Here is a 15,549-nt window from a genome sequence, read left to right as displayed (position 1 = left end):
ACGGTCCGACAGGTCTGCCGGGCATGTCGGGTCTGGGATGATGGTCGTCATGGGAATGAGCCGGCGTGTCGACGATGACACTGTCGACAGTGTCATCGTCGACAATGACACTGTGGGCCAAGGCGCTGTTGCTGGCCGGCCGTACGTCATCTGCAGCTGCGCGATGTCGTTGGATGGGCACATCGACGACAGCTCGGCTGAGCGGATGATCCTCTCCAGTGCCGCCGATCTCGACCGGGTGGACGAGGTGCGTGCCGGCTGTGACGCGATCCTCGTCGGCGCGGCCACTGTCCGGCGGGACAATCCCCGTCTCGCCGTGCGCGCGCAGCACCGTCGGGTGGCGCGAGAGGCGGCCGGACGCCCGCCCACGCCGATCAAGGTCGTGCTGTCCGGCGGGGGAGACCTCGATCCGAGCGCTCGGCTGTTCACCGCCGACCCGGTCGAGACGATCATCTACCGTCGGGCTGGATCATCGTTGGCGATCGCCGAGCCGACCTCGTCTCCCGAGCCGTCGACGCCGCAATCGGCGCCGGCTGCGATCCGCACCGCGCCCGCTACCCGCGCCGCGCGCGTCATCCTGGTCGAACTCCCCGGTCGGCCCCGGGTCGAGGTCGCCGCCATCCTGACCGATCTCGCCCGGCGTGGCGTCCGTCGGCTGCTGGTGGAGGGTGGTACCTCGCTGCATACGGCCTTCCTCACCGCCGGCCTGGTCGACGAGCTGCATCTCACCGTCGCCCCGTTCTTCGTCGGCGAGCGCGATGCGCCGACCTTCGTGGGACCGGGGGTCTTCCCCAACGACGTCCACTCGCCCCTTCGCCTTGCCGAGGTCCGACAACTCGACGATGTGGTTTTTCTTCGGTATCTGGCACCGACGTCTCACTAAGCGCCGTGGTCCGGCGGCTCGATCGCTTCCGGGCCGGCGCGGATCAGCAACGCCGGCCAGGTGGCAGGCTTTCGCCCCCATCGCGGGGACGTCGTCGGCTGGGCCCAGGCCGCCGATCGGACGATGCACGCGGTCGTCTGGCGGGGTCGGAGGATCATCGATCTTGGGACGCTGGGCGGCCGCGGCAGCCTGGCGACGGCGGTCAACAACCGCGGTCAGGCCGTCGGTTCCGCCCGCCTGCCCGACGGCGGCACCCGTGCGGCCCGCTGGAACTGATTCGATTTCCACCACCCGCCCACCACATTTCCTCGTTCCCCGGACCGGTCGGTGTCCGGGTCCAGCACGCTCCAACCCGTCGTGGCCCGTCTCATGGCCGTCAGCTTTCGGACATGTTGCGGAAGGGGCAGGAAAATTCCCTCTGTACAGGCACACTATGGTGCGTCTGGCGATCGAAGGAGCGAGGGAGAGTGCTGGTGGTTCCGACCCCGCTTCATGTCACCACCCCCGCGGGGGAGGTGACGCTCACCGGAGACAAGCCGGTCGTGGTGGGGCGGGCCCGTGCGGCCGACATTGTGATCAACGATGGCCGGGTGTCGCGCCGGCATCTGGTGCTGCATCCCGACGTCGGCGGATGGCGGATCGAGGACATCAGCGCCAACGGTCTGTGGCGGGATGGCTGCCGTGTGGGCGGTCTCGCCGTCTCCGGGGAGCTTCGGCTCCGGCTCGGCGCGGTGGACGGACCCGAGGTGGTGCTCGTTCCGCGTCCGGCCCCGCCGATGATCCCGCCGACCGCGCCGACCCACAGCCCGGGCGGGGCGCCCATCCCCCTTGCCGGCCCGTCGCCCTCGTCTTGGCCGTCGCCGTCGCTGCCATCGCCGCCGGGCGCGGCGGTGCCGGGCATGGAATGGTGGTCCGAACCGGCGCCGGGCGCTGCGTCGGCGCCCGTCCCGTCGGCGCCCGCGCAGTCGGGCGGGCCCGACCCGGCCGTGGGGCAGGCGACGATGGTGCACGACCGGCGGCGCGTGTATCCGCTGACGATCGGACGGGTGCGGATGGGCCGCTCCCGCGACAACGACATCAACGTGGGCGACCTGCTTGCCTCCCGCCATCACGCCGAGCTGCATATCTCGGTGGCCGGCGTCGAGCTCATCGACCTCGCCTCCGCCAACGGCACCTTCGTCAACGGCCACCGGGTCACCCGGGCACGGGTGATACAACGCGACATCATCGCCATCGGCCATCATCTGTTCCAGCTCGAGGGAAACTCGCTCGTCGAATACGTCGACTCCGGTGACGTGGCCTTCGAGGCGCAGGCGCTGTCGGTGTGGGCCGGCACCAAGCAGCTCATGCACGACATGACCTTCCGGCTGCCGGGCCGTTCCCTGCTCGGTGTCGTCGGACCGAGCGGGGCCGGCAAGTCCACGCTGCTCAACGCTCTCACCGGCTTCCGACCGGCGGACCAGGGATCGGTGATCTACGCGGGACGTGACCTCTACGCCGAGTACGACGAGTTGCGACGCCGGATCGGGTACGTGCCGCAGGCCGACCCGCTGCATGACCAGCTGACCGTGCGTGAGGCTCTGGTATACGGCTCGGAACTGCGTTTCCCCGCCGACACCACCGCCAAGGAGCGGCGGGCCCGGGTGGAGGAGGTCATCGGCCAGCTTGGACTRACCGCGCACGCCGACACACCGGTCTCCCGGCTCTCCGGCGGCCAGAAGAAGCGCACCAGCGTCGCGCTGGAGCTGCTCACCCGGCCCTCTTTGCTGTTCCTGGACGAGCCGACCTCCGGTCTGGACCCGGCCAATGACCAGTCCGTGATGGAAACCCTGCGGGGCCTGGCGAAGGGCGGCGGCGCCGGCTCCGGCGACGAGACCGGCCGGACCGTCATCGTCGTCACCCACAGTGTGCTGTTCCTGGACCTGTGCGACTTCATCCTCGTGCTCGCGCCCGGCGGGCACGTGGCCTACTTCGGGCCGGCGGATGGGGCGCTGCGCTTCTTCGGCAAGGAGGACTTCCGCGAGTTCGCGGCGGTGTTCCGCGAGCTCGAGGCCACTCCGGGCGAGGAGATGGCGGAGCGGTTCCGGGACTCGGAGTTCTTCGTACCCTCCGCGATCGTGGCGCCCGCGGTGCGCAAGGCACCGCCGGAGCTGCCCAGCGTGCGCCAGCAGCCGGTCCGGGCCCAGCTCGCGACGCTGACTCGACGGTACTGGCGGGTCGTGYTCGCCGACCGGTCGTACTTACGGCTGATCATCGCCTTCCCGTTCCTGCTCGGCGTYGTCCCGCAGGTGATCCGCGCCCCGGACGGGCTGCGTGCGTTACCCCAGGCACCGAACACCGACGCGACGAAGGTCCTCCTCGTTCTGGTGCTGTGTGCCTGTTTCATGGGCATGGCCAACTCGGTCCGGGAGATCGTCAAGGAGCGGCCGATCTACCGGCGGGAACGCACGATCGGGCTGTCCCGCACCGCCTACCTTGGATCGAAGATCATTCTGCTGACCGGGATCACCACCGCCCAGTGTCTTGTCTTCACCCTGATCGGGCTGGTGGGCCGGACCCCGCCGAGGGCGGTCGTGCTCGGCTCGCCGGTGCTGGAGTGTCTGATCGCGGTGGGGGTCGCGGCGCTCGCCTCGATGATGATCGGTCTGCTGGTCTCGACGCTGATCGACAACGCGGACAAGACCATGCCGATCCTGGTCCTGGTCACGATGGGTCAGCTGGTGTTCTCCGGGGGACTGACCTCGCTGGTCGGGCGTCCCGTGCTGGCGCAGATCAGCCTGCTCGTCCCGGCTCGCTGGGGGTTCGCGGCCCTGGCGTCCACGGACGATCTCAACGACGTCAGCAAGTTCGGTAACGAGACCCTGCGGACCGACCCGACCGACGGGCTGTGGAAGCACAGCGTGACGATCTGGGTCCTCGACATCGTGATCTGCGTGCTGATCGGTGTCGTGGCACTGATCCTCACTGCCGTCATGCTGCGCCGGATCGAACCGAAGGTCACCCGGCCGACGGGTGCCGGGCCAGGGCCGGCCACTGGTCCGGGTTCGGGTTCGGGAGGGTTGTCGGGAGGGTTGTCGGGTCCGCGGCTGTATGGCACCGGGGTTCCCCCGGCGCACGGTTCCAGGACCGGTCGGTCCATGCCGCTGCGCGGCTGAGCGGTCAGTCCTCCCCGTAGCCCACGCCCCGGAGCAGGTATCCCGGCGATCTCCCTCGCGAGYCGGGCCGTGAGGGGGACCGCTATGCCCCTATATGTGGGTCGACGTGGCGCGAGTGGCCGCAAATCCAAAACCCCMCGCAGCGACCGGTTATCGTAGCGATAAGGTGAGCCGACCGAAGTTCGCTCGCGGTGGGGGATTGGGTATGGAGATCGTCTTCTTGTGCGAGCAGTATCCGCCGATCATCTGGGACGGGGCGGGAGTCTACACACACGACATCGCTCACGCCCTGGTCGCGCTCGGTCATCGGGTTCATATCCTTTGCGCCCAGGGGCGCTACCGCACGGACGAAGATCATGACGGAGTGATGGTGCACCGGCGGCCGCTCCTGCGGTTGCCCGTCACCAGGTTTCTCGGTCCRCTCGGCCGGTCGTTTCAGGGGGAGAACCATCCTCGCGATTCRCTCTCCCTGCGGTTCGTTCTCGCGGTCTCCTATGCTTTTTGGCTGCGTCGTCTCGGTCTGYGTCCCGACGTGATCGAGACTCAGGACGGCGAGACCCGGGGCCTGCGTACCGCCCTGCGCCGCGATATTCCCCTCGTGATCCACCTGCACACCCCGACGATGATGGACGTGCGTCTGCGGGACGGCCGGCTGCACGGCAGGGGCGCGGTGGCCGACCGGATCGACCGGTTCTCCGCGCTGCGCGCCGACGCGCGCACCGCTCCCTCCGAGCTGATCGTCACCACGCTGCGCGGTTTCGGCTGGCTGGATAAGGACACCGACGCGGACGTCATTCCTTACCCGTTCGACCGGTCCCCGTACATGGAGGTGGCTTCGCCCCGGCACACCGACCCGACGTTGCTCGTCGTCGGACGGCTCGAATGGCGCAAGGGGCTGGACGTCCTGATCGAGGCGGCCGCGCTGCTGAAGAAACGGGGTGTCGAGGTAACGGTGGTCTTCGCCGGTCAGTCCTCGGGCACGATCGAGGGCGTGGCGACCGGGACCTGGCTGGAGCAGCAGGCGGTCAAACTCGGCGTCACCTGCCGTTTCGCCGGCCACCTGACCCGTCCCGAGCTGGTCAAGGCCTATGAGGAGGCACGGGTGGTCGTCGTGCCGAGCCGGTTCGAGAGCTTCTCCATCGCGGGTCTCGAAGGAATGGCCTCGGGACGCCCGGTCGTCGCGACCGCGACGACCGGGGTGGCCACCTGGGTGGCGAAATGGAAGGGCGGCACGGTCGTTCCGCCGGAGGACGCCCCCGCACTCGCCGACGCCCTGGAACCTTTCCTCACCGACCCGGAGCTCGCGGAGACGGTGGGTGCCCGCGGTCGGGTCGGCACCGCCGAGCTCGAGCCGCTGCGTATCGCCGCCCTGCGGGAGAAGGTCTACCAGAAGGYCATCGACCGTTTGCGGGCGCGCCACGGAAAAACCTCCGCCGTGGCATGAGGGTAGCGACCCGGATCATCGATTGCCGGTCACGAACCTGATCCAGGCGAAAACCCTAGGGTAGGGTCATGAGCGGTCTGTGCGGTGTCTCCCTGGAACATCCGATCATGAACGCGGCTGGCACCTGCAAGACCGCCGAGGATGTCGAGACGTTCGCCCGGTCGGCGGTCTCGATGATCGTCGTTGGTTCGATTACCCGGGAACCGCGGTCAGGTAACTCCGGCAACGTCTACTGGCCCGGCCGGGTCTACTCGTTGAACGCGCTCGGGCTTCCCAACCGCGGGCTGGACTACTATGCCGCGCATCTGCCCGGTATGGTGCGGCGCGCTCACCGGGCGGGCAAGCCGTTGACCGTCAGCGTCGCCGGGTTCGGTGTTGACGAGTACCGCGAGATCTCCGCGGTCGTGGCGCGGACCGGGGTCGACCTGATCGAACTGAACCTGGCCTGCCCGAACATCTGGGACGGCGGAACGCAGAAACGCATCGCCTGCTTCGATCCCGGGCACACCGCGACGATCTGCACGGCGGTGGGCGACACGCTGGTGGCGCAGGCTGGTGCCGATCCGGCCCGACGCGTCCCCTACGGAGTCAAGATCTCGCCGTTCTCCGATCCGTCGGCCCTGGTGGAGCTCGCAACGGTGATCGATGAGGTTGCCGCGCGTCCCGGTGGCCCGCGGTTTGTCACGGCGGTGAACACCTTCCCCAACGCCTTCGCCGTTGACGATGCGCACCGACCAGTCGTCGACGTCGAGCTCGCCGGTATGAGCGGGCCGGCGCTCAAGCCCGTCGGGCTCGGTCAGGTGCGCCAGCTACGCCGCCTGCTCCCGGAGAGTGTGGACATCATCGGGGTTGGGGGTGTGACCGGCGGTCGTGACGTCGCCGACTACCTGCTGGCCGGGGCCACCGCGGTCCAGGCCRCCACCGCGTTCTGGAACCGTGCGGAGGATCCGGCCGTCTTCGGTGCCATTCTGTCCGACTGGATCGACCACACCGACCCGGCCGTCCCCTGAAAAGGGTTTCATGCGTGTTTTCCGTATATCTTCCCGACATATTTTTTTCACGTCCTCGGCACGGGAGCCTGTCGCGCCGGATCAGCCTCCGGCTGCCGCGTTTCTCGGTGCCRCTCGGCCCGGCTGCTCGGCGGTGTTCTCCGGGCCGTTTCCCGGGACCAGGGAGATCCGCCGGTCCGGCGGTGGAAACGTCAGCCGGAACGTGAAGGCGGTGGCGGTCGGGCCGTGGGCCCGCAGGTGACGAACCCGGTCCTCGGCCTCGTCCGTCCCCGGCCGATGCCCGGCGGGTACCCACCACAGGGCGTTGGTCGTCCGCTGGATGGGATGAAACCACTCGCGCCGACGGTGTAGGAACGCCCCGTGGCCGCTATGGAAGACGAAGTTGGCCAGTGCCTCCACCGACTCCCACACGGTCAGGTTCACGATGATCGCATGGTCGCCGTCGCCCTCCCACACGAACGTGCGCACGGCGGTGTCGCCATCCTCGGGCCGCGGGCGCCAGACGACACCAGACTGCCGGTCGCCGAGCGTGTTGGTGGGGGTGAGACCGGCGACGAAGTCGGTCAGCGCGGAGGAGCCGGGCGGCGCGAGCAGTCGGGCGATGTTCACCTGGGCCAGATGGTAACCCGTCATGAAGGCAGCCTAGGGAGGTTGTCGCGCCGCCGCCAGGAATATCGGTCAATTACCGGTCGATCATGATCGGCGAGTCGGCGGGTGCAATTTCTACCAGTTTTTCGATGCCGATCGGAACAGCCAGCGAACAGTAACCCCGCCACGAACGGGCCGGCTGATGYCRATGCCTCCCGATCGGCGCCCCATCGTGGGGYTGTCAGATGATCCGTCAGGTGGTGTCGCCGTCGAGGACTCCGCTGGAGCCACCCGGATGGACTCACCCGAGTCGATCATGCGCGCCTCCCACCTATTGGCAACGGCGACGCTACTCTCCGTAGTCGGAGGTGCCGGGAGGGGAAGATCCCAGGATCCCGGGGCGGGCTGTGTCACTTACGTGGAAGCGCGTTTCTCCGCGGAAATCAGCCTGAGTGCGGATCGCTCGAGCTCGGCCGGTGATCCAATTTCGGTTCTCGCTGGCCGAAATGGCCTCCACCGCCGGCAGTATTTGGTCATTTTCTATTAGCCATGGGGGAATCATGGGAAGTTCCGCAAGGAGAAAAGCCGCAGTTGTCGCTCTGTCCACGACGGCGGCTCTGGTCGTCGCCGCGGGGCCCGCGGCCACGAGCGCGTTGGCCTTCGATGGTCACGACGGCCCGAAGGACAAGCACGTCACCAAGCACGTCGTCAAGGAGCACTGGACCAAGATTCGCTGGGAGAAGGAGAGCTGGGACAAGAAGGTCTGGGAGGCCAAGGACAAGAAGGGCCGGGACGACAAGGACAAGAAGGGACGGGACGACAAGCACAAGAAGGACTGGGACGGTAAGGACAAGAAGGGCCGGGACGACAAGGGTGGGCACCAGAAGGACGACTGGGACTGGAACTGGGACTGGGCCTGAGCTGACGAGAGGACCTGGACGGAGCGCCACTGAAATATGGCGAACCGCTAGGAGAAACGTGTAGCGGCGTTGGCGAGGGTGTCCGGAACGGATTCCGATCGGCAATGCCCRCCCGGGTTCTTTGGCCGGCGCGGTGCCGGACACCATGGCGCTGCGGTGTCCGGCACTCACGTTTCATGGCCATCACGCGCGGGYGGCGGGAATGTGGCGCTCCGGCTTACCTCCGGCGGGCGAGGATGCGGTAGGCGTTCGACCGGCTGCCGGCGGTCAGATAAGGCCGGCTCATCGCGTCCAGGGCCAGGCCTGCCACGAATGCGGGGACCATGGCGGCCGCGGTCAGCGCCCGGACCCTCCGCGGGCGGCCCGGCTCCTCCTCGGTGCGCCACGCTGAGGACGGTGACGGCGCGACAGTCTGGAGCAGCCCGTACAGGGCCATCACCGGGTCCCCCCGCTGATGGACGTCACCGAACCGGATCTCCTGGACCGCGAAGCCACGTTCGCTCAGGGCAGCCGCCAGATTGGCCGCCGGCATAAGGTGCTGATGTTGCGGAATCAGCCATCCCGGCCACAGTTGGCGGTACATACGGGCCGCGGGGCTCTCCGGATTCGGTACCTCGAGCAGCAGATGGCGGCCCGGGGCCAGCGCGAGTGCGGCGGCATCCAGTTCGGCCAGCGGATCCCGGGTGTGTTCGAGGTAGTGGAACATGCTGATGACGTCGTACTGGTCAGCCAGATCGGCGGCGATATCGGGAAATAATCCGCGGTAGGCCCGATCCACCCAGCGTCGGCGTTCCGCCTCCTCGATGCCCGCCCCGATGTCGAGTGCGTCGAACGACGTCGTCGGCCAGACCGTTCTCGCCACGTTACAGAAATGTCCATGGCCGCCTCCCACGTCCAACCAGCGACGGGGCGTCGGTATCGACAGGCTGKCCCGGTGGAGATAAGGGCCCGGGCTGAATCCGAAGACCTCCTCGATCATGGCGGCGCCGAGCCCGTCGTAGAAGTCCCGGTAGTAGAAGTCCAGACCTTCGAAGGAGAGTCGGGGATTCTGGAAGACGTGGCCGCAGTCGCCGCACCGGTCGTAGCGGAACCGGCCGGGCTTCCCCTGGGAGACGTCGCGGCCATTCATGCGTACGGAGAGGTCGTTTCCGCCGCACCACGGGCAGGTCGTGCGAGGCGACTCGAGGAACCGGTCAAGACCGCCGGCGAGCTCCCGCCGGTACTGGGATCTCTTCTCGGCGATCTCCGTGGGGGTGAGCCTGCCCGCCGTTCTGATCGGTCGCGGAGCCCGCGGGCACGTCGCCGGGTCCGGGCCGATGGTCGGTGCGCCGAGAAGATCACGGGTTCGGCTCGGCATCCCCACCAGCTGGAGGAGGGCGCCGCGTCGCCGCGTCAGCATGCTGCGCCGCAGCGTCCCGGGCGTCACCAATAGTCGGCTACCGCCCACGGCGACCGGCTGCAGCCAGGACATCGTCACCGCCGCGAGTGCCGCGAGCGGGTTGCTGGTAGCCCCGAGCGGGATGGCGGCGTCCCGCAGCGCGGGCAGCACCCGTCTGGCGGGCTCCCACGCATAGGCGGCGCGGTGCACGGACAGCCGGGTGCGCCCGTCGTCCGGCTCGGCACCGACCAGGCCGGGCAGCACGGCGAGGTCGGTGGACGCGGCGGCGTGCCGTTTGCACGTCTCGAGCACGGCCACGAGCTCGGCCTCGGTGAGGTCGGTGAGGTCGGTGAGATCGGTGCTGTCCGCGGTGGTGAGGCCGGTGCGGGCCAGCACCTCTGCATCGACGAGCACCGCTTGGAAGGCACCGCGACCGCGGGCCAGCCGGGCTGACCGGTAGGTGGACGGGTCGACCATCCGCGCCAGGTCGAGGATCCGGTGCGCCGACATCTCGGCCGGGACCAGGTCGAGGACCTCGCAGCCGTGCCGACGCGCGTACGCGTCGGCCGCGCGGCGATGCTCGGGGCCGAGACGCACTCCGGAAGCGAGGAGGAGGACGTACGGCGGACGCTGCGCGTGAGGGTCGTCCGAGCCGGGCGCGCCCCCCGGGGGCCCATGGTCCACCGATTCGATGACGTCGATGGCACCTACCCGGCCGCGCAGCCGGATGCTGTTGAGGCCGATCCCCACACACGCGGCTACCGGGAGCCAGCCACGACGCCTCACCATCGGCCTCCTCTGAATATTTGATCCGCATCCGGTCCGCTGTCGGGAAGCCCCCGCAAAATACCTCTTGCCTCCGAATTGCAGCCGAAGCTTCACCGACCGCTCCGCGCTGCGCGGCTGAACCGGGTGGTCAGGCTGAACCGGGGCGGAACACGCAGCTGGGTTCGGCCGCACCCGCCGCGGCACGGGAGAACGTCACCGCAGGCACGCCGGAGCCCWGCGTCAGGGTCACGGGACTGGTCTGATTTTGATCTCCAGCTCTGGCGGTGGTCCGGCGGTGGGCGCGTCCTGGGCGAGGCGGTTCCAGAACTGCTCGACCATGGGTTGCAGCGGGCGAGGGCCGAGTTCGCGGATCAGGATGCCCAGCGCCTGGGTGTGCTCTGGATCGGGCTTGGTGGAAATGCCGGCGGCACGTAGGTCGCGGACCTGGCTGAGGGTGAGGTCGGCGAGCAGGATGATCAGCTGACCGTTTGTATAGCCTGCCGTACCGTCGGACAGCATGAGTATCCGAGAAGCCGTCATCGTCAACACCGCGTCGACCGCGGCCTTTGCAAGGCAGATCGGCCAGACCGCCTACTCCGCCTCGAAGGGCGGGCTGCCCGAGGTGACCCTCGGGGTGATCCCGGGCGCGGGCGGCACCCAGCGGCTGGTGCACGCGGCCGGCAAGGCCACGGCGATGCGGATGCTGCTCACCKGCGAGCCGATCATCGCCGCCGACGCGCTCGCCGACGCGCTCGCCGCCAGGCTGGCCGCCGAGGTCGTCCCCGACACCGGAACCCTTGCCACCGCGACGAAAATCGCCGAACGGATCACCGACAACTTTACCGGCCACTGAGGACAGACTATGACCTACCGATCATCGTGGATGACCGAGGAGCTCGACCAGCTCCAAAACCTCACCCGCACCTTCCTGGCCAAGGAATCCGAACCCAACCACGGGCGGTGGACCGAGCAGCACGCGGTCGACCGCGAGTTCTGGAACAAGGCCGGCGAGATCGGCCTGCTGTGCATCAGCTGCCCCATTGAGTACGGCGGCGGTGGCGGCACGTTCGCGCACGAGGCCGTGGTGTTGCGCGAGCAGGGCTACATCGCCGACGACTGCTGGGCCTACCTGGTGCACAGCCCGATCGTCGCGCACTACATCAACGCCTACGGCAACCACGAGCAGAAGCAGCGCTGGCTGCCCAGACTGGCGTCCGGTGAGTTCGTCGGCGCGATCGCGATGACCGAACCGGGCACCGGTAGCGACCTGCAGGCCGTGCGCACCACCGCCCGGCGTGAGGGTGACCATTACGTGATCAACGGTGCAAAGACGTTCATCACCAACGGTACCCACTGTGACCTGCTCATCATCGTGGCCCGCACCGGCAACGCGCCCGGCGGCAGAGGGCTGTCGCTGATCGTGGCGGAAACCCAGGGGCTGCCGGGGTTCGAACGCGGCCGGGTGCTGCAGAAGATCGGCGCGATGGGCACCGACACCCGCGAGCTGGCCTTCACCGACATGCGGGTKCCTGCGGTCAACCTGCTCGGTCCGGCCGAGGGCCAAGGCTTCGTGCAGCTGGTACAGCAGCTGCCGCAGGAACGGCTGTCCATCGCGGTGAATGCCGCGGCCGCCGCCGAACACGCCGTCGACTTGGCCATCGCCTACGCCAAGGAGCGCACGGCGTTCGGCAAACCCCTGCTGGAATTCCAGAACACCCGGTTCGTGCTCGCCGAGTGCCGTACCGAAGCGCTGGCGCTGCGCACCTTCATCGACCACTGCATCACCGAGCATGTGGCCGGCCGGCTCGACGGAGCAACCGCGTCCATGGCCAAATACCTGGCCACCGACAAGCAGTGCGAGATCGTCGACCGCTGCCTACAGATCTTCGGCGGCTACGGCTACATGACCGAGTACCCCATCGCCCGCATGTACGCCGCCGCCCGCGTCCAGAGGATCTACGGCGGCACCAACGAAATCATGAAGGAGCTCATCGCCCGCTCCCTCTGACCGGCAAGAGACCAACCACGCCTGGAGCCGGGTCTGTTCGGTACGTGGGGGGTTCGGGGGGTTCGGCCCGCCCGGTGGACATGGCGGAACGACAAGGTCCGCCTCCGCGCGGACACGGTTTGCCTGGAGCCGGGTCTGTTCGGTACGTGGGGGGTTCGGGGGGTTCGGCCCGCCCGGTGGAAATGGCGGAACGACAAGGTCCGCCTCCGCGCGGACACGGTTTGCCTGGAGCCGGGTCTGTTCGGTACGTGGGGGGTTCGGGGGGTTCGGCCCGCCCGGTGGACATGGCGGAACGACAAGGTCCGCCTCCGCGCGGACACGGTTTGCCTGGAGCCGGGTCTGTTCGGTACGTGGGGGGTTCGGGGGGTTCGGCCCGCCCGGTGGACATGGCGGAACGACAAGGTCCGCCTCCGCGCGGACACGGTTGACCCAGAGTGGAGCGGGTGACCGGGATCGAACCGGCATGGCCAGCTTGGAAGGCTGGGGCTCTGCCATTGAGCTACACCCGCGAGGTGATCGATGCGAGCTTACCCCGTAGAATGAGCAGGCGACGCCTCGGGGCRTAGCGTAGTGGCTAGYGCGCCTGCTTTGGGTGCAGGAGATCGGGAGTTCGAGTCTCCCCGCCCCGACCGATACCCTCGGCGTGTCACCCCCTGTCCAACGTCGTACCAGGAGACCGCCGCGCCGTGAAGGCCACCAAGGAGACCCTCAGCCCGACCCGGGTCAAGCTCACTGTCGAGGTGCCCTTCGACGAGCTCAAGCCCTCGCTCGAGGCCACATATCGCAAGCTTGCCCGCCAGGTCCGGGTCTCGGGCTTCCGGCCGGGCAAGGTCCCGCCGCGCATCCTGGACCAGCGGCTAGGCCGGGGTGTCATCCTGGACGAGGCCGTCCAGGAGGCGCTGCCGCAGCTCTACTCCGAGGCCGTGCAGGCCGAGGAGGTCGATGTGCTGTCCCGGCCCGAGGTGGACATCACCGAGTTCGCCGACGGCGGCCAGCTCGTCTTCACCGCCGAGGTGGATGTCCGGCCCGAGGTGACTCTGCCGGAGTTCTCGGAGCTTGAGATCACCGTTGACGCCGTCGAGGTCACCGACGAGCAGGTCGAGGAGCAGCTCGGCGCGCTGCGTGATCGTTTCGCGGTGCTCACGCCGGTGGAGCGGGCCGTGCAGGCGGGTGACTACGTCTCGCTCGACCTGTCCGCCGAGGCGGACGGCACGCCGATCGATGGTGCCGAGGCGACCGGGCTGTCCTACGAGGTCGGTAGCGGCAACCTGGTCGAGGGTCTCGACGACGCGATCATCGGCGCCACGGACGGCGAGACCCGCACCTTCACCACGGAGCTGCTCTCCGGTGAGCAAGCCGGTCAGCCCGCCCAGGTGACGGCGACGGTCCGCGGGGTCAAGGAGAAGGAGCTCCCGGCCCTGGACGACGACTTCGCGACCACCGCCAGCGAGTTCGACACCCTCGACGAGCTGCGCGCGGACATCCGGACGCGCCTGGAGCAGTCGCGCCGCACCGAACAGGTCGGCCAGGCCCGGGAGAAGTTGCTGGAAAGCCTCCTGGAGCGGGTGGAGGTGCCGGTGCCCGGCTCGCTGCTCGCCGGCGAGATCGAGGCCCGTGAGCACCGCCTCTCCCGCGAGCTGGAGTACATCGGCACGGACCGCCCGYCCTACCTGGAGACCCTCGGCCAGACCGAGGAGGAGTTCGACGCGGAGGTCCGCGAGTCCGCCGGCAAGGCGATCCGCTCCCAGTTCATCCTGGACGCGGTGATCGATGCCGAGTCGATCGGGATCGACCAGGGCGAGCTGATGGAGCAGCTCATCCTGCGCGCTCAGCGCTCCGGGGTGCAGCCGGACGTCTACGCTCAGCAGCTTGCGCAGGGCGAGGGTCTCACGGCCCTGATGGCCGACGTCCTGCGGACCAAGGCGCTCTTCCTGTTGCTGGAGAACGCCAAGGTCGTCGACGGTGCGGGGACCCCCGTCGAGCTCGCTTTGCCAGCCCGTTCGCAGCCGGACACCGATGCCGACGCCGATCATGACCGCGATGTCACCGTCGCGGCGGAGGCCGTCGCCCCCGGGGACGGGGACGGGGACGCCACGGTCGAGCCGGTCGAGCCGGTCGAGGCGGAGACCGACGGCAACGGCTGATCAGCGCCTCGCCGCTGGCGCGGTCGCGTTCCTCCCGAAGCAACCATCGGGTCATAACAGGCGAACCGTGGGGGTTGGTCACCGTTCCCACCTGGAACCGTGGCCGGCCCCGCTGTTCGTCTCATCATCGCCGCCTTCCGTGACCGGACGGCGCCGCGCCGAACCAGCCCGCACCCGGCTGGCCATGAGCGCCCACCGGCCCCGGGCTGGCCGGGCTGGCCCGTCCTCACGCCCAGCGCGAACATCGGGCGGGAAGGGCGGGAACTGGGGCGTGTCACAGATAGTGTCGAGCCGGTCAATCAGCCGTCCCATGTGAGGAAGTCGAGGAGCTGACCGTGAGTAACATCGCAGCCCCGCGCCTGCCGGTTCCGGGTCCGGACCTTCGTGCACCCGGTCAGGGTGGACCCGCGTTCGACGACCAGGTGTTCAACCGTCTGTTGGCCAACCGCATCGTCTTCCTCGGCTCGGTCGTCGAGGACTCGATCGCCAACGCGATCTGCGCGCAACTCCTGCTGCTCAACGCGGAGGATCCGACCCGCGACATTTTCCTCTATATCAACTCGCCGGGTGGGTCGGTGAGCGCCGGTATGGCGATCTACGACACMATGCAGTTCGTCGAGAATGATGTCGCGACCGTCTCGCTCGGYCTCGCCGCGTCGATGGGGCAGTTCCTGCTCTGCGCCGGTGCGTCGGGCAAGCGCTACTCCCTGCCGCACGCGCGGATCATGATGCACCAGCCGTCCGGTGGTATCGGGGGCACCGCCTCCGACATCGCCATCCAGGCGGAGCAGATGCTGTACACCAAGCGGATGATGCAGGAGCGCATCGCCTTCCACACCGGTCAGCCGATCGAGCAGATCGAGCGCGACTCCGACCGGGACCGGTGGTTCACAGCCGAGGAGGCCAAGGACTACGGCTTCGTCGACCACGTCGTCCAGCAGGCCCGCCAGGTTCCCAGCGAAGGCCCGGTGAGCTGAGCGGAGCCCCCGCTCACCGGATCGAACCGTCGTCATCCGTCCCGGAGGCAGCCACCATGTTCCACGACACGCTGTACCAGCAGATGCGGCACGAGCAGGCCCGCCAGGCAGCCGCCCAGCCGCAGGGCCGCTACGTCCTGCCGAACATCATCGAGAAGACCTCCCGCGGCGAGTACGGCATGGATCCGTATTCGAAGCTGCTCAAGGAGCGGATCGTCTTTCTCGGTGTGCAGATCGATGATGTGTCGGCGAACGACGTGATGGCGCAGCTGCT

Annotated in this window: 14 protein-coding genes and 2 tRNA genes; 12 read left to right on the top strand and 4 right to left on the bottom strand. The window is 68.5% G+C overall.

All coding sequences use genetic code 11. The features are described from left to right. Nucleotides 1-49: 49 nt before the first annotated feature. From Manayef4_RS09570 to Manayef4_RS09550, 5 genes are all read left to right on the top strand, one after another. Nucleotides 50-883 (top strand): dihydrofolate reductase family protein, encoded by an 834-nt coding sequence (locus Manayef4_RS09570; RefSeq protein WP_070131392.1) that lies wholly within the window; start codon nt 50-52, stop codon nt 881-883. Nucleotides 884-943: 60 nt separating this feature from the next. Beyond that, nucleotides 944-1,159, top strand: coding sequence for a hypothetical protein (locus tag Manayef4_RS09565; protein WP_011435628.1), 216 nt, complete (start codon nt 944-946; stop codon nt 1,157-1,159). 197 nt (nt 1,160-1,356) lie between these two features. Next, nucleotides 1,357-4,038, top strand: coding sequence for an ATP-binding cassette domain-containing protein (locus Manayef4_RS09560; RefSeq protein ID WP_139140054.1), 2,682 nt, complete (start codon nt 1,357-1,359; stop codon nt 4,036-4,038). A 205-nt stretch (nt 4,039-4,243) separates the two neighbouring features. Next, nucleotides 4,244-5,482 carry a glycosyltransferase family 4 protein gene (locus tag Manayef4_RS09555; protein ID WP_070131362.1) on the top strand — a complete coding sequence of 413 codons (1,239 nt, stop codon included), beginning with the start codon at nt 4,244-4,246 and terminating at the stop codon, nt 5,480-5,482. 68 nt (nt 5,483-5,550) lie between these two features. Beyond that, the gene (locus tag Manayef4_RS09550; RefSeq protein WP_070131361.1) at nt 5,551-6,492 is read left to right on the top strand and encodes a dihydroorotate dehydrogenase; all 942 of its coding nucleotides are present in this window, start codon (nt 5,551-5,553) and stop codon (nt 6,490-6,492) included. 81 nt (nt 6,493-6,573) lie between these two features. Here the strand turns inward: Manayef4_RS09550 and Manayef4_RS09545 are convergent, their stop codons facing one another. Continuing rightward, nucleotides 6,574-7,125: a DUF3291 domain-containing protein gene (locus tag Manayef4_RS09545; protein ID WP_070131360.1), complete on the bottom strand. Its 552-nt coding sequence runs from the start codon at nt 7,123-7,125 to the stop codon at nt 6,574-6,576. A 515-nt stretch (nt 7,126-7,640) separates the two neighbouring features. Between Manayef4_RS09545 and Manayef4_RS09540 the strand changes: the two genes are divergently transcribed. Continuing rightward, the gene (locus Manayef4_RS09540; RefSeq protein ID WP_070131359.1) at nt 7,641-8,000 is read left to right on the top strand and encodes a hypothetical protein; all 360 of its coding nucleotides are present in this window, start codon (nt 7,641-7,643) and stop codon (nt 7,998-8,000) included. Between the two features lie 217 nt (nt 8,001-8,217). Here the strand turns inward: Manayef4_RS09540 and Manayef4_RS09535 are convergent, their stop codons facing one another. Together Manayef4_RS09535 and Manayef4_RS09530 are read right to left on the bottom strand one after the other, a co-directional pair. Continuing rightward, nucleotides 8,218-10,167, bottom strand: a complete 1,950-nt coding sequence (locus Manayef4_RS09535; protein WP_175443358.1) for a class I SAM-dependent methyltransferase — start codon at nt 10,165-10,167, stop codon at nt 8,218-8,220. A gap of 225 nt (nt 10,168-10,392) precedes the next feature. After that, entirely contained in the window at nt 10,393-10,665 is a 273-nt protein-coding gene (locus tag Manayef4_RS09530; protein ID WP_049760852.1) for a hypothetical protein, read from the bottom strand. Between Manayef4_RS09530 and Manayef4_RS09525 the strand changes: the two genes are divergently transcribed. Together Manayef4_RS09525 and Manayef4_RS09520 are read left to right on the top strand one after the other, a co-directional pair. Beyond that, the gene (locus Manayef4_RS09525; RefSeq protein ID WP_070131358.1) at nt 10,664-10,999 is read left to right on the top strand and encodes an enoyl-CoA hydratase-related protein; all 336 of its coding nucleotides are present in this window, start codon (nt 10,664-10,666) and stop codon (nt 10,997-10,999) included. The two genes, Manayef4_RS09530 and Manayef4_RS09525, sit on opposite strands and share 2 nt — an antisense overlap. A gap of 30 nt (nt 11,000-11,029) precedes the next feature. Further along, complete coding sequence (locus Manayef4_RS09520; RefSeq protein ID WP_198030948.1) at nt 11,030-12,154, top strand: acyl-CoA dehydrogenase family protein; 1,125 nt, start codon at nt 11,030-11,032, stop codon at nt 12,152-12,154. Nucleotides 12,155-12,589: 435 nt separating this feature from the next. On the opposite strand, the gene Manayef4_RS09515 is transcribed toward Manayef4_RS09520, so the two are convergent. Continuing rightward, nucleotides 12,590-12,663: transfer RNA gene (locus Manayef4_RS09515), tRNA-Gly, on the bottom strand. Nucleotides 12,664-12,710: 47 nt separating this feature from the next. Between Manayef4_RS09515 and Manayef4_RS09510 the strand changes: the two genes are divergently transcribed. The 4 genes from Manayef4_RS09510 to Manayef4_RS09495 form a co-directional block, all read left to right on the top strand. Further along, nucleotides 12,711-12,783 (top strand) — tRNA-Pro (locus tag Manayef4_RS09510). A gap of 57 nt (nt 12,784-12,840) precedes the next feature. Beyond that, nucleotides 12,841-14,298 carry a trigger factor gene (gene tig / locus Manayef4_RS09505; protein ID WP_070131357.1) on the top strand — a complete coding sequence of 486 codons (1,458 nt, stop codon included), beginning with the start codon at nt 12,841-12,843 and terminating at the stop codon, nt 14,296-14,298. A gap of 359 nt (nt 14,299-14,657) precedes the next feature. After that, entirely contained in the window at nt 14,658-15,275 is a 618-nt protein-coding gene (locus Manayef4_RS09500) for an ATP-dependent Clp protease proteolytic subunit (RefSeq protein WP_082456852.1), read from the top strand. 83 nt (nt 15,276-15,358) lie between these two features. Continuing rightward, nucleotides 15,359-15,549: ATP-dependent Clp protease proteolytic subunit (locus Manayef4_RS09495; RefSeq protein WP_175443360.1), on the top strand; the 191-nt coding region annotated here is incomplete at its 3' end.

This window comes from Frankia sp. CgMI4, assembly GCF_001756285.1.
GTDB lineage: Bacteria > Actinomycetota > Actinomycetes > Frankiales > Frankiaceae > Frankia > Frankia casuarinae.
Note: the sequence above shows the minus strand (reverse complement) of the source record. Positions and strands in the feature narration are given on the sequence as shown.

Coding starts and splice junctions, on each gene's coding strand:
- Manayef4_RS09570 (WP_070131392.1), top strand. CDS start 50: ATGGGAATGAGCCGGCGTGTCGACGATGACACTGTCGACAGTGTCATC.
- Manayef4_RS09540 (WP_070131359.1), top strand. CDS start 7,641: ATGGGAAGTTCCGCAAGGAGAAAAGCCGCAGTTGTCGCTCTGTCCACG.
- Manayef4_RS09530 (WP_049760852.1), bottom strand. CDS start 10,665: ATGCTGTCCGACGGTACGGCAGGCTATACAAACGGTCAGCTGATCATC.